Annotated in this window: 10 protein-coding genes; 2 read left to right on the top strand and 8 right to left on the bottom strand. The window is 38.8% G+C overall.

Annotated elements, in window-relative coordinates:
- Positions 1–291: 291 nt before the first annotated feature.
- On the top strand, positions 292–1,971 hold the full coding sequence (gene alsS, locus IGI44_RS20865; protein WP_438789837.1) for an acetolactate synthase AlsS: 1,680 nt from the start codon (positions 292–294) through the stop codon (positions 1,969–1,971).
- A gap of 96 nt (positions 1,972–2,067) precedes the next feature.
- Here the strand turns inward: alsS and IGI44_RS20860 are convergent, their stop codons facing one another.
- From IGI44_RS20860 to IGI44_RS20840, 5 genes are all read right to left on the bottom strand, one after another.
- The gene (locus tag IGI44_RS20860) at positions 2,068–2,793 is read right to left on the bottom strand and encodes a DUF1361 domain-containing protein (RefSeq protein ID WP_438789836.1); all 726 of its coding nucleotides are present in this window, start codon (positions 2,791–2,793) and stop codon (positions 2,068–2,070) included.
- 346 nt (positions 2,794–3,139) lie between these two features.
- Entirely contained in the window at positions 3,140–5,926 is a 2,787-nt protein-coding gene (locus IGI44_RS20855) for a lectin-like domain-containing protein (protein WP_438789835.1), read from the bottom strand.
- On the bottom strand, positions 5,916–6,290 hold the full coding sequence (locus IGI44_RS20850) for an LPXTG cell wall anchor domain-containing protein (RefSeq protein WP_438789834.1): 375 nt from the start codon (positions 6,288–6,290) through the stop codon (positions 5,916–5,918). The genes IGI44_RS20855 and IGI44_RS20850 overlap by 11 nt, the downstream gene beginning before the upstream one ends.
- Positions 6,265–7,305 (bottom strand): DUF916 and DUF3324 domain-containing protein, encoded by a 1,041-nt coding sequence (locus IGI44_RS20845; protein ID WP_438789833.1) that lies wholly within the window; start codon positions 7,303–7,305, stop codon positions 6,265–6,267. Before IGI44_RS20845 ends, IGI44_RS20850 begins: the two co-directional genes overlap by 26 nt.
- Before the next feature lie 58 nt (positions 7,306–7,363).
- Entirely contained in the window at positions 7,364–8,101 is a 738-nt protein-coding gene (locus IGI44_RS20840; RefSeq protein WP_438789832.1) for a WxL domain-containing protein, read from the bottom strand.
- A 1,271-nt stretch (positions 8,102–9,372) separates the two neighbouring features.
- Between IGI44_RS20840 and IGI44_RS20835 the strand changes: the two genes are divergently transcribed.
- Positions 9,373–10,002 carry a CPBP family glutamic-type intramembrane protease gene (locus tag IGI44_RS20835; RefSeq protein WP_438789831.1) on the top strand — a complete coding sequence of 210 codons (630 nt, stop codon included), beginning with the start codon at positions 9,373–9,375 and terminating at the stop codon, positions 10,000–10,002.
- A gap of 78 nt (positions 10,003–10,080) precedes the next feature.
- Here the strand turns inward: IGI44_RS20835 and IGI44_RS20830 are convergent, their stop codons facing one another.
- From IGI44_RS20830 to IGI44_RS20820, 3 genes are all read right to left on the bottom strand, one after another.
- A complete protein-coding gene (locus IGI44_RS20830) occupies positions 10,081–11,409 on the bottom strand; it encodes an FAD-containing oxidoreductase (protein ID WP_438789830.1) in 1,329 nt (442 codons plus the stop codon).
- Positions 11,410–11,566: 157 nt separating this feature from the next.
- Positions 11,567–13,633, bottom strand: a complete 2,067-nt coding sequence (locus IGI44_RS20825; RefSeq protein ID WP_438789829.1) for a VWA domain-containing protein — start codon at positions 13,631–13,633, stop codon at positions 11,567–11,569.
- A gap of 412 nt (positions 13,634–14,045) precedes the next feature.
- On the bottom strand, positions 14,046–15,032 hold the full coding sequence (locus IGI44_RS20820; protein WP_438789828.1) for a choloylglycine hydrolase family protein: 987 nt from the start codon (positions 15,030–15,032) through the stop codon (positions 14,046–14,048).
- Between the last annotated feature and the right edge of the window lie 4 nt (positions 15,033–15,036).

Genomic DNA, 15,036 nt, shown 5'->3' with positions numbered 1-15,036 from the left:
TTTTTTTAACAGGTTCAGATTAATCCCAGATATTTAAAAAGTAAATTAGGGAATTTTTTTATACGTCCTTTTTCCAGCGACAGTAGTCAACATGCAAATTTTTATGTATTAAGAAGACCGATCCTCTCTACTATTATGTGACTTTTATTTTTTGCGGTATAAAAAAATTCCCTAATTTACATGTGTTTCTTTTGGGACTATAGTGCACGAGTAAGCAATTTATTACCTTTACAAGTGTCTCAAGTAATCCTAATAAACAACTTGCCAAAAAAAATTTAGGAGCGATTTATTATGAGTACCAATGGAGCAGATTTAATCGTAGATACATTAATTAAAAATGGTGTGAAATATGTTTTTCAATTACCTGGTGGTAAATTAGGACCATTATTGATGGCTTTGAAGAAACGCGAAGAGGAAATCGAAGTTGTTACAGTCAGACATGAACAAAATGCTGGTTTTATGGCTCAAGGAATTGGTCGAATCACAGGCAAACCCGGTGTTGTCATGACCACCTCTGGCCCTGGCGCGTTAAATTTGGTGACTGCACTAGCTACAGCAACTTCAGATGGCGACCCTGTTTTAGCCATTGCTGGTCAAGTCCCACAGGCTAAGCTATTGACGCCCTATCCCCAAAATCCAAATATCTCTGGTGTCATGAACGATGCGACAATCACTAAATATGCCAAAGAAATTGAACATACTGATGCCTTAGCTGATGAAGTAGCCAATGCCTATGTAGCAAGTGTCAATGGAAATCCTGGTGCTGTCTTTATGGATATTCCCGGCAATATTTTACTTGCTGAAACCACTAAAACAGGATTGGAATTTTCATCCGTAGTTGACCAATTAGCAAATACCATCAGTGATGACGCGACTATAGCTACAGCTGCTGACAAGATCAAAGCCGCAAAACGTCCTGTCATGATCATTGGCGCTCGTGCAGATGACGAGGCTGCCGCTAAAGAAATCCAAGCTTTTGTCAAAAAGACCGGAATTCCAGTAGTTGAAACCTTCCAAGCAACAGGCTTGCTGACGCGTGAATTCAATCAAAATTATGTCGGACGGGTTGGTTTATTCAATAATCTTCCTGGTGATGAATTAGTCTATAATAGCGATCTAGTGATTACTTTAGGGTTGAACTTAGTGGAATACTGGGCTTCAGTTTGGAATGCCGATAACAAAACAATTATCGATATTGATACCGTCGTTGACCACTTGGATGAAACCTACATCCCTGATACTTTGGTTTTAGGCAACATTGCAAAAAATTTGAAAAATATTACCGCTGCGATGGCTGAGCAGGATCTTACAGACGAATGGAAAGCAGTGATCCGGACCCTGCAGGAAAAATTGATGACCAAAAAACAAGTTCCTGCAGAAACAGCCATTGATGCCCTACATCCTTTGGAAATTGTTGATTCTTTGCAAAAAACAATCGATGCACATCCTGATACTACTGTGGTAATGGATGGCGGCAGTCATGAAGTTTGGATGGGCTCTTACCTCAATGTGTATCAACCAAAGCATTTCTTAATGTCTGATGGTGAACAAACCTTAGGTGTCGGTCTTCCGTGGGCAATTTCTGCTGCCTTGCTTCGTCCTGACGAAAAGATTTTATCTTCAGGTGGTGATGGCAGCTTCATGTTCTCTTCTCAAGAATTGGCAACAGTTGCCCACTATCAGTTGAATATTGTCCAGGTTATCTGGGTAGATAAGGAATACAACATGGTTGAATTTCAACAGGAACTCGATTATGACGGGCAAGAAGAAGGCGTCGACATCGATTACATCGGCTATAAAGAAATGGCCGAAAGCTATGGCATCAAAGCGACTCGCGTTCGTTCAAAAGAAGCATTGGATGCCGCTTTGATGGAAGCTTATGCCTCAACGGAGCCCATGGTGATCGAAATGATTGAAGATAATCGTGAAAATATCCATTTGCGTGACAAAACAGAATTGAAGAAATACTAAAGAGTTGGCTGTTTTAAGTAATAAATAAAGCTAGACCCCAGAAATCGTCCAAAATTTCTGGGGTCTAGCTTCTTGATCGCCTGAAGCACTATTCTGCTATTTCCCCTCTCGAATCAATTGCAGCAAGGGATTTAAGAAAGTTAAGGCGTAAAACATCGCGAGAAAAATTCCGTAAAGAAGCGTAAACAAGAACCCATCTCGTCGATTCTCGCTAATGCTAAAATGGTCCATAAATTTTTTTACAAACATTCTTGGATGCAACAAATCCCAAGTATTAAATCGAATATAACGCCCTAAATAGATGCCAAAGCTTAGTAACGGGAAGATCACCCACGTTAATGTTCTGAATAACGGAGTATTGATCTGATTGATATTCTGCGGATCAATATAAACGATTACTAAAAATTGCAGCAATAGGATATTCAACGCTGTATTTAAGACACCCGAAATTGCTAAACTTAATACAGAAATAATGTCATACCAAATCGGCACTTCCACTTTATCGACATCTCGATGGGTCAAATTCAATTCTGTGATTAAATAGCCGGAATTCGGTAGAAATAAGAACCAAGCGATTAAACCGATAACCAATACAACCAAAGAAATACTGGTGACCAGATTGCTCTTAAGAACGGCACCCAGCCACGAAATAAGCAATTGCGCAACAATCGTCCCAACCAAAATAACTATGGGAATAATTGAAAGCTTGAAATTATGGACCATTGGTTTAAATAGTTTCGTTTTAAACAACCGTGGCCGAATCAGAATCGTCCCAATTGCAAATAAATTGAATAAAATGGTCACGACTAATATTACGAACAAATTATCACTCCATACGTTTATTTTTACTTTTTCAGTATTCGATTAAGAATTTTTATCTCGCTGATTCTTACCAAAGTGTCGTCATCAGTCCATCAAAAAGAAGTCCTTCTATCGAATGAAGCATTATTATCATATCATATCGTTTACAAATCCTCTTTTAATACGTTTAGCCCTAACGCTGGTTTTTCAATCGTTCCGCTAGTACATCGGATTTTTTGTTCTTCTTCGGTTCAGTTAGAACAAAACGAGGCAATCGATCGGAAAAAATTACTTTCCAAACGATTGCCTCGTCCAATAACTGATTTGAATCGGTCTTGTCTCATTGTTTTTTGGTCATTTGATTGACTCAATTTTGCGTACTTAACACCCATTCAAGCTTTAATTGATAATGATCTGCTTTTGTGAAATCCGTCTGACTCCCCTTCTTAAACCGTAAAAGGGTTCGAGTTAGATCCAATGATTGCGTCGTCTGAATGATATCTTGATCAGAATTTTCTGCTTTTCCTGCTAAAACCGTTACCTCTTTAGTTGCAGTAATTGCTTTTCCAGGTGCGCTCAAATCATTGATCTCAACATTGGCATTTTGATAGTTATTATACAGAACGTCAAAAGTATTCGGATTATTTTTAAAGGCTAATTGCAGCACAACTGCCGCATGATCGGATAGCGACTTTTTGGTTGTTAATGATTGAATGTCCGTTACCTTGAGTGTTAATTTCCAAGGTTTAGATCGATCCGATCGAGAATCGGTCACTAGAATTTCCCCTTTATTATTCGTATCGCCATCATATGCGTTCAACTGATTTTTTACTTCAAAACTTTGAAGCGGGTAATCTATTGTGGCACTTTCATTTGCTAGTGTTGCAATCTGATTGCTATTAATCAAGGACTTGCTATTGAAATTCAAGTTAGGTACTCGATCCAGCGTTAATTTATCTGCCACAATCATCACCTTCATATATTGAACAGTCGAATGATTTCCTTCTGGGTCCATCCCATAAAGAGCCAAGTAATGAAGGCCTGGTCCGAGCTTTTGCCACGCTTCTTTGGCGAATGTAATGGCTGAAAAGCTTTGTGGGGTGCCATTATTCAATGCTTCCCGACCGGAATGCTGACCGATTAACAGATCGGATTGATCAGGCTGATAATCTGTAGTAGGCGCATGCTCCCCAAAATCTTTTACATAGTAATTGATCGTTGTACTATTCTCATCTTTATCGCTTCCGATAATTGATAAAGGCGTTTTAACGGATAGTCGTTGAGCTGGCAATTGATTTATTTGATCAAAAGGAAGCGCATGATCAATTGAAATCTCTGGTGGCGCGTTAAAAATCACGGTAGCTTTCCCGTTAAGTGTTGCCTTCCCCACGTCACCGGTTAACTGAGCAGAAAAGTCAGCAGATTCTTCCGCTTTCTGATCAACTTTAAACGTCTTGGGAGTCGCAGTATATTTAATGGTTAATTGTTTCCCTTTGCTTAATGGCTGCTTTGTGTCAATGATCAGCGTATTTCCCGTTTTTGATACTTGAGCCGCAGGAATGACTACACCATCCACGGTGAATGAGGATGGATCAATCTCCAGAGAGGATGAAATCGGCAGTTGCAGCTTCGCATTGCCTGGATTCTCAATCGTCGAATCGGCTGAAATACCTGCAGTAAGTGTTTCTTGCAGTCTTTCTTGTTGTGAGCTGATATCAATGGTTGCCAAAGGGTCCGGTGATTGCCAGATAATTCCTTGATGAGCCCCGTAAATTCTTTTTACTGACTCTTGCAAAGTTAATGCAGTTACGGCTTTTAACTGATACTTTAAGGCTTCATTCTTTTCATTTTCAGGCAAGGAAGCAGAACCGTACGTTGCCCCTGTAACCTGCGTATCCGCATTTGCTGTCACATCAAGGTTCCCATTTTGATCCAGTTGCGGCTTTCCATTATAGGTAAGTATGTGCGTGCCCTTGCCAAGATCTGTCATGCTAGCAATGTGGTATTGCTGCTTCTGAGCATCATAGTTAACGGATACTGGTTGACCATCAAGCTGAAAACTAGCTTGATCAAACGTGATCCCCTTTGTAGCAGCGATGGTAAATGTTCCTTTTCCAATACTACTTAAGGATGAGCTAGGATCGATGATTAACGTGTCTTTATAATGCAGAATAGAATCCTTATTCTTTAAAACCACTTGCGGAATGTCTGTGCTGTCTTTTAATTTGCTCGAATCAAAAAAAGGGGCCTCATTATCTAGTCCTATTTGTTTTTGCACAGTCATATCAAGTACATTGGGAACCCTAGTAAACGTAACCGCCATTTCTTGAACCGCTCCGGCATCAGCACCCGTGGCACCAGCGAAACCAAGGTACGCTTTTCCGGAGGCGAATGTTTCTTTCACGCTCGCATCTCCCCCAACAAAATTCGGAATAGTTACTGCGGGCAACCCTTCGTATTGATAGATTAATTGGTTCGCTGATTTTGAATACTTCATCGTAAATTTTTTCCATGTCCCTGTTGCTAGGGGAATCTGCTGGACACTATTATGCTTTAAAACATTCATAACCTTTCCCAATATCCAACCATCACGATGAGTAGAGTAAGAAGCAAGCAATCCGGGATAGGAATAGGCAATATGATTTCCAGTAATGGCATCGCTGTAGTCCATTCCATTCACATTGTCATAATTATCAAATTCAATGGCAAAACTCTTTGGGATGGCGCTGCTATTTAGTGGATTATCTTGAGGAACTTCTGGCCCATATATTCCCAAACTACCTGCTTTATGTTTCCCGAGCCAGGTCGATGTTTCGCTGGAATCTTTTAACAGTACACCCATCCCGTCACCGGTTCCACCACTTTGAATGTAGACATACATCTCAATCTCAAAATCATTCGCGAAGGAGAGTGGCTGATTAAACCATACCGCTCCACTTTGATTCGTCTGGGAAGGAGTAACCTGAATATATTGATTGGCTGGATTGCTATTTTGTAAACTTCCACTTGGTATAATTTTCACCAACCCGGAACTTAATGGCAGTGTTGGAACGGGTGGTACAGGCGCTGCTTCTGAAATCGTTGACTGAAAAAAGAAGAGGCCAAAAAGAATCAGCATGCTATGAACAATTAAATACCCACGTTTATTCATCATTCTCCCGCCTCCGTCTCAAAAGTAAAATAAAAATAACTAGAAGAAGCAGCTCAACCAATATCCCATACAAAGCGTATTGATTTCCGAGCATATTGGTTTGAGGCAATCGTCCATATGGATGATTGCTCGCCTCTTTATGAACACTTTTTATCGGCTGGATGTCTCCATTCGGGATATGCTTTGGCGGAATAATTGTTTCTTTTCCAGGTAGAATTTCTAATTCACCAACAGTATTTTCCTCTGCTTCGACTACCCCGCTCACCTGTATTAAAGAAATACTAAGAATCAAAAGCAGCAAGATAAAAATTTGCGAGAGTCTGGATGTTCTTTCCCTTTTTTTATGAATCCTGAGGCTTTTCATCATTTCTCTGCCGCCTTCCTAACAGAAATGCGAGAATCAGTAAGAGAATAAAGAGTAGAATTCCGATTAAAATGTACAGCCAAGTGTAATCTTTTTTGATCCCCACAGCCTTTTTATTTAAATTCTTCGCTTCGCTTGCAGCGATCGTAAAGTCTTTTGTAAAGGCCCATCGGTGTCCTTTATTTTGTGCAACTAATTTTAATGTATAGTCTCCGGCCTGCAACTCTTCCTTCCCCCAATCGACAGGGAAATCGAACTGACTATTCGGAGCCATCTCCTGATTTTTACGAACCGTCTTCTTTAAACTATCACTGCTACCTTTTTTAGAAACAGTGGCAGTAATCGTCATTTGGCCGACCATTTGGGGTTTTGTATTTTCCAATGTCGCTAATACGGCGGTATAGCCATTACTTAATCCCGGCTCTACGTGCGTCAAATGCAATTCAGGAGCAACGATATTCTGAGTATCTTCGGTCAATACGACTCCGACAATCATTGCCAGCTGACTGGTTAATGCTAACCCTGATTTTTGTTTCTCATTGACAGTATCATTCGATACCATCGTTGCGGTGATTCCCCCTAAAAGAATTCCTTCAAAACGATCCTTTGGTACAGATAATTCTGCTGAAATGACTTTGGTTTCTCCTGCAGCCAGCACTACTTCATTCGGAACAGTTAATAAGTCATTTAAGCCGTATTTTGCTGTACTAGTTTGCTGAGCATTTTTTTTGTTATAGTCAATCACACCATTAGCATTCGTGACTGCACGATTAGCAGAAAGGTTTAAGGTGATTTTTTTATCAGAAAGGTTCTGGAAGCGAATCGATAGTTTCTGCTTGTGCTCTGGTTGTACAATCAAATCAAAATATGTGGCGGATGACTCTTTTTTTTGATTTTCAGGTAGCACTGCCTCCATGGTAAAAGGCGCTTTTTTTGTACTGTCAGCAATAGCAGCAGTGGGACTTAATAACAAAACAAAGCTAAAAATGAGAACAAGCAGTAGCCTAGACTTATTCATAAAATTACTCACTCCTTAACCCTATAAGAGGCGAATCGGTTCGACTCGCCTCTTATTTCTATTCGTTTCCTGATGGTGTTGGAACATTTGCTAAGGACCAAGTAAGTTTTGCTTGATACAAGCCGGATTGCGCTGCTTGGTTAGCAATCGTTAAGCTGGTCGTATTATCAAATGTAAAATTATTTGTTAGTGTTCCTTTTCCGGATGCTGCGTTCACTACAACTCCTGCATCTCCAGTTGCTGGGATTGACACTTCGGAAGGCGCGTCGACAGCGACGCCAGTATCTGTTTTCGATCCTTGTTTAGCTGTCATTTTTAAGGTTGTTCCTGACAAACTATGAGAGGCATCCTTTTTGAAATCTGAAACTGTCGCATAGACTTTCCAACCGTTTTGATCATCCCCACGGAAATCTGAAACACTTAGATTCAAAGTTGAATTTCCATCAAAATTCTTTGAAGATTCGATGGCATTTGGAGTGATATTACCGTCAACAAGCTTCAATGTTACCCCATTAGAGATATCTGAAACCGTTGGATTGCCTTTATCAGCTTTGGCAAAATGCATATTTGGAACCTTATCTAACGTTAATTTTCCTGCTTCAATGCTAAATTCGCCTACAGAATTGGCGTTTGCATTCGTGGTTTTATCTGCTTCATATCCTGCTTGTGCAGTTCCAGCACTAATATTCGAACTCTCTGTACCTGGTCCGTTGGTAGCCGCGAAAGCTACCGGCCCTGCCAAAGCAAGTGCTAAACTACTGAAATATAAGAAGCCGCTTAAAGTTGTTTTTTTCATTTCCAATACTCCGTTTCTTTTTTATATTTTATAACCTATCAATAATGGTATTGATAAAGTTAAAAACCAAATTAAGTAAACATATTCCTCGATACTTAACTCTTGGAAAAAGAATCGGTAAAGCAGAATAGTTTTTAGAAGCTTGAACACATGGATAAAAAAACAATTCATTGTTTTACTCAAGCCTTTGATTTTTATAGATTCTCTAACAACTAAAGTAAGATGATCTTCACAAACTTTAACAGTTAAAATAAATTTATTGTAAGTATACACTCTTGTTTATAATAAATATAAAAAGAACACCTCGTTTAAGATTCCTTATTTCACTTGTATTTATTGTTATATTGACGAAAAAAGCGTAATTAAAAACAGAGATAAATTGTTAAAACATGCTAAATAACACATGTATTCATAGTTATATATTAAAAATCAAATTATTTTTTATAACAAAATAAAAATAATTTTATATAACTAAATCATACAAAAAGTATTACTCACCTAAAACTAAATCGGTGCTTTCTGACAGTATATTTCCCCAGTGACCCCTGCAATAAAAATACATATTTCTGTACACCATTCTATTAAAAGATCATTTCTCTTCATTTTACGTATATTATTTAACCTTTAATTTGTTTTTTTAAACAAAAAGAAAATTACGCCCCAATTAAACGTATCTTCTCTTATACTACTTCACTCCTATTTATGAAGCTTTTTGACTACGTGTATTTATTCCTTTGACTGCTATTCACTTTCACAGTCTCGTTCTTGATCTCAAAGATATCGATAGCACATCCTTCACAGCCTAGTAGAAGGAGTCCTGAAATAGGCCGCCTTTTCAACAAAGCATTCAATTTTTAATAACAGAACCCCAATAGACTCTCTGCAAGTCCCCCTCCCGTTTTATAGAAGTATTTTCACTTAATATTAAAGCTTTCCAAGCACCTGACTATCTACCAAATGAATTGCCATAAAACCAATGTCAGGATTTCCCGTAATAGAAAGAAGTATTTTTATCCTCCTTTTGAAGGAATTTTCCATTAGTCATAAGCACTTCACGCTAGATATTTAAATGAGTCAAATTATCACATTCGTTATTAAAATATAATCCCGTTTCTCAGCCAAGAGGATTAATAGTAAATAAGTCATGATTCAAGCAATGATAAAGTCTATTCATTGCTCGAGAGAACTCCCACAAAAAAGCACATTAGAAGCTTTTTTGATCACTATATGCTACGATCAAAAAAATTCGATACGAAATGGGGAAAGCTCTCATGGATCAATTGTTAACGAAACCAATACAGATAAGAAACGTAATCATCAGTTCTATCCTTTTACTATTAGGCTTTTTAAATCTCAGTTTTGGCTGGATCGATCCTTTAGGTCCTTACTCTTTGGCTATTGCTGGTATTGTCTCTTTTCTACTTACCTTTGGGAAAGCGTCCTGGTTGCTTTTTAGTAGACCGATCAAGCCAATCAAGAATTTCTTTATTTTCTTTGTTCTTACTGTGGTTGTTTCACTCGGGACGAGTATTCTCTTGCAAGCTGTTTTAAACCTAAAATTGAAAGCCAATCCTCTTAGCAATCATATTCCCTGGCTTCAATTACCAGGAATGCTTTTAGGGGAAGAACTTTTAAGCTTCTTCGTATTCGTTGTAGCTGCCATTCTTCTAAGCAGATTTACGCATAACATTCTATTTGCTAACCTAATCAGTGCTGTCATTTTTGCTCTCTTGCATGTGCCAACGTATTGGAATGGAAACCTGTTTTTGACCCTCTTTCACGTATTAGCGTTACAAGGAGTCACTCGAATCATTTTTAACACTTCGGGAATTAAATCCAACACACTCCTCGTTCCTCTAATGATTCACATTCTCTTTGATGTTTATGCACTTTTAGCCTAAAACAAAGAAAAAAGGATCTGCACGCTGCAAGTCCTTTCTTTCTTTGTTTACATTTAAAAGTGTTCGTTCATCACTCGTTTATTTTAGTACATCATTCAATGCTTCACTCATCGTTGGATGGGTATAGATTTGGTCTCTCAGCATGGTATACGGTAGGTTTCCCTTCATCGCCAAAGTGATTAAATTAATAACCTCATGAGACTCTTCAGCGTAAATTGTGGCACCGAGAATCTGTTCTGTCTGAGGATCAACCAGTACCTTAAACATCCCTTTAGGATCTTCCAAAACATTGGCTTTTGGTACACCTGCAGCCATGAATTTGAATAACTTGTATTCGATTCCTTTGGCATGTGCTGTTTTTTCGGTCAAACCGACACTAGATAAAGGCGGTGTAATGAAAACACTGTACGGTACAAGCGCCCGATCCTTCAAGGAGCGAGTATCCTTACCATCTAATTGATCCAAAATAATTCGGTAATCATCTAATGAAACATAGGTAAACTGAGGTCCGCCTTTGACATCCCCGATGGCCCAAACATTTGGTGCAGCTGTCTGTAAATAATCGTTTACCACAATTTCGCTGCGATCAGTGACTTTTACATCGGTATTTTCCAGCCCTAAATCAGCAATGTTCGGTTTGCGTCCGGTCGCCGCTAAGATGTTCGCCGCATTGACTGTTTGGATTGACCCATTTTCGGTAAAGGTTACTTCCACATGATCTACTTGATCCTTCACCTCGTTAACTGACACACCTAAATGAAAGTCAATTCCTTGAGCGGTTAGATCGTTGAAGATCATTTCTGCGATATCGTCATCTTCACGAGCTAAGAATTTTTCTTTGGCATCTAATACAATTACTTTTGAGCCATAATTCGCAAACATCGAAGCAAATTCCAACCCAATATAACCAGCACCAATAATCACGAGTGTGTCTGGTAGTTTCTCCAGATCCATTGCCTGAGTAGAATCAATCATGTAGTTGCTGTCGGCAAGACCCTTGATTGGTAAAATAATCGGAGTAGCTCCTGTATTAATAAAGATCCGTTCCCCTTCAACCTGTTGCCTTTTGCCATTGTTTTCCACTTCCAATACATGATTCGATACAAAACGGGCGGTTCCATCCATGACCGTTCCTGTCGGTTCATCTGCGATCATATGATAATTCTTGTTTCGCAATTTTCCGGTCAGCGTTTCCTTGATGGCGACACCTTTAGTAAACGCTGTCCCCTTTTCTCCATTTAGAATCATCGATTTGGACGGAATACACCCGATATTAATACAAGTCCCGCCATACATTCGAGTAGATTTTTCAATAACCAGGACACTTTCACCGCGACTTGCTAACGTTTTGGCTAATGTTTTTCCGCCTTTGCCAAACCCGACGATAATATTCTTATAATGTTCCATCTTCATTCCTCCAAAAAACTTCTGCAGTTCCTTCTTGAAGGATACTACGTAATATTTTTTAAGTGAAATAACTTGCATTCCAAAAGAATCGACACAAAAATAGAGGACCTTTGAAATCACCAAAGGTCCTCTATCTACTTATCTTATTCCTTTTTGATTACCACATTTTCTTTAATAAATACCCTGCCGTTCCAAACAAGCCTAAACCGAAAGCAACCCATAAGAAACTACTTTTCGAATCATTAGTCTTTGGATACTGCTTTTGAGTGCCGCCGCTCGGCGTTGTCTTTGTTAAAACATTACTAGTTGTACTGCTTGAATCACTTGATTGTACTTTTTTAGTCGTACTAGTCGTATCTGACGTAGAACCTTCGTCTGAAGTACTTGACGCTGTTGTACTTGGTGTTGTCGTGCTAGGATCTGTTGTACTTGGTTCTGTTGTGCTCGGCTCTGTTGTACTTGGTTCTGTCGTACTTGGTTCTGTCGTACTTGGCGTCGTATCTTTATACGTATTGGTCAGTGTAAACTGATTGTTTTCTTGATTTAGAGAGGTTTCAAACCCTTCTGGAATATTCACTTCCTGAATCGTATAAGCAATCGTCTCGCCTGCGTTATTGTACAAAGGAAGATCGCTCGTTTTTCCGTCAATAGAAAGGCTGGAAATCGTCGTCTTAAACCCGTTCTCTTTTGTCAGAGAAAGCGTTGGTGACACTGTCCAAGCCTGTTGGGTCACTATCGGAGAGCGCTTGATTTGAAAATCAATCTTGTTAGGAATCAAATCTTCAGTCGCATTTTTCCATTTTTTCTCAACACCTAATTGTACTTTTGGTGCTTTGATTGATGGAATCGGAAAATCCAACAGGTTGCCATCACCAGTTGGATCTAATGTTGTTCGTTGGTTAGACAAGTACCAATACTCTCCACGAAAATCACTGGACTCCGTGTCAATTCTGATTGAATACGTGAGCGTAATTCGTTCGTCTGAACCAAGGGAGACATTTGATAAGGTAATGACTTGATTGTTTTCATTTACACCAACATTCTTAACTAGATCATCTGCTGGAACCCACTGATTTTCGGTATTTTTCCGCCAACCTTTAAGCGTATACGCATCTGGGGTAAAATTACCACTGCCTTGCAGCAAAATATCTTTACCCATGGGATCACTGACTGTCCCATGAGGAATTGTGTTGTCAACAGCGTTCGCAATACCTTTTAATGCTTCTCCTAATTCAGTTAGGTTTTCATCGATTGAGTGATAGTTTTTTTCACTGCTTGCGAGATTTCTAGCGATATACTCTCCTCGACTAGTAGGTGCCGTTCCAATGGAATACAATTGAACGCCCGTTTCTTTGATTGCGACAGATGTTCCTAGCGTTGCATCTGTAACAACACTCTTTTCTACGAGCGTGCCATTGGTGTCAGAGATATTATCGCTCGTGTTGAATTTTTCTGAATTTGTTTGAAAGTCCTTATAATAAGTAACGGTGTGAAACCCATTGTAATCAACAATTTCTCCAGTATTGTTATAGGTTTGAGCATTCTCAGAAGGCAGATAACTACGATTGGCACTGCTATCACCAATATGAACCATCATTTTCTCAGCTCCAGGTCGGCCTTGATTTTTAAGCAGATTATCCCCTGCAATCAGACCTTTTTGCATAAACGTACCTGTATGACTTTCAGCGGTATTTCTCAGAAAATTCTCCAAGTCATCTAAATTATTGGTAAACCCATTCGTTTCATACACATACCGATTGTAAGAAACAATCCCAAGTTTCACGTTTCCATTGGATAAAGAGCTCCCTAATTCATTCTCGAATTCCTGTAACCCTTTCAGTACATTTGCTAACTTTTCTCCATTCATAGAAGAAGAATAGTCGATTACAAGTACGATATCCAAAGGACGCGTAATTTGATTCCCCTTGATATCCAACGTCACATCGAATAATCCTTTTTTACTTGGATTTCCTGTTACGGTCTTTTTAAGATAAGCTTGATCTTGATAATTAATAAACCCTTCGCTATCAACAGGGATTTCAGCCGTATTTTGGTATCCATAGTTATACGTATCTCCGTCAGCAACACCATCAGCTATCTTATTTCCTGAACTATTGGTTTCATAACTAAAACGATTAGTGTCTGCCGATACACTGTGCGTTCCAATTGTAAGAAAAAATATACTCACAATTAAACCAATGCAAAAAATTAATTTATTTTTCATAACAAAACTCCTCATATCAATTTATTTCAATTAAATTATAGCATCGAGTGAATTAAAAAGATTGTATAGCGCTCGGCCCATTCTTTGATGATCTATTCGAAATCCGTGGAATAACTTAGTCAATAATCGTTTATTTACCTCAAACAGTATAGATGACAAATTTAAAGCAGATAATTAAAAGATCAGTGAAAAAAAGCGGATATAATTTCAAATTTAAAAAAAACGCGATCGCTACTAAAATCATGAATCGCTCATTTTCTTTGCTGCGAAAGAAATGGATGATTCTTTCCCATATATGACTTCATGTTTTTTAAACATACTTTACGCTGCTCTTTCCTATTGATCCAATCTGCTACATACAAATAAGCAAGCTATTTGAAAGATTTACCTCAAATAGCTTGTCTTATTTACGTCATTCATTGATTTTTGTCGTTTTAAAATCCGTTGAATACTTAAATTCAACTGGTTCGTCTTTCGTCAATAATTCTTCAGTCAATGTCAGTTCAAAAACCTCTTGTGTTTCGTACGGATTGAAGTAATAAGTACCGTTCGATACATCAAACACTGCTCGGTATTGCGTATAGTCGATGGAGCCATCGTTTTTAATGTTCACGCCCTTTGGAATCGTGACGTTGTCCAAGATTTTAAACATCGCATTCAAGGAATCATCGGCGGTTTTTCCTGATTCAATTAAAGCTCGCAAGTAGACGGTCCGCACAAATCGCTCTGGTGACGTATACCCGCCAGGAAGCCCGTATGTGCCGGAACCTTGACCGAAAGGCTTGATTTCATACTCATTGATTATTTTATTTGAAAAGTTGTTGGGTTGCACACTCAAATAATTATTCAAATTTTTCAAATGCCAGCCAAACTCTGGGCTATTTGTCATGACGCCAACTGGATTATCTTTTATAACCAATTCGCCGCTATCTGATTCAATCACCACAGTTTCACCGGTTTTATCAGTGACAATATAATGAAGCGGCGGTACAAAACCTAAAACTGGTACTTCCTTTTCAACAATCTGTATCTCGGTGATTCGTTTCCGCAATTCAGAAATGCTTTCGATCTCACCTAATAGCCAGATAATAAATTCGTGAGGCGCCAGATTGATAGACGCCTCTTTTTCTTCAGAGCTGTATTTGGCTTCATTTAAAAAGTAAAGCTCTGCAATAGCAAGCCCTTTTTCATTGATCCCATCTGCTAGAAAATACTCTCCTAGATTTCGACCCGTCCCAAGAAAGCCGTATTTTGTTTGTTGCGAGCCGTTAAATTGTTTTTTCCATACATAGTTTCTGGGAATCACGACGGGTCTTCCTTCTAACTGAAAACCAAAATCCATGGTTCTTGCTAAAAAATGCTGCTGCCCTTGATTTGTCAACGTTAAACTAGTACACATAATC

This window comes from Enterococcus sp. DIV0756 (assembly GCF_051710745.1).
GTDB lineage: Bacteria > Bacillota > Bacilli > Lactobacillales > Enterococcaceae > Enterococcus_A.
The sequence above is the reverse complement of the archived record's forward strand: the minus strand, read 5'-3'. Positions and strand labels throughout refer to the sequence as shown.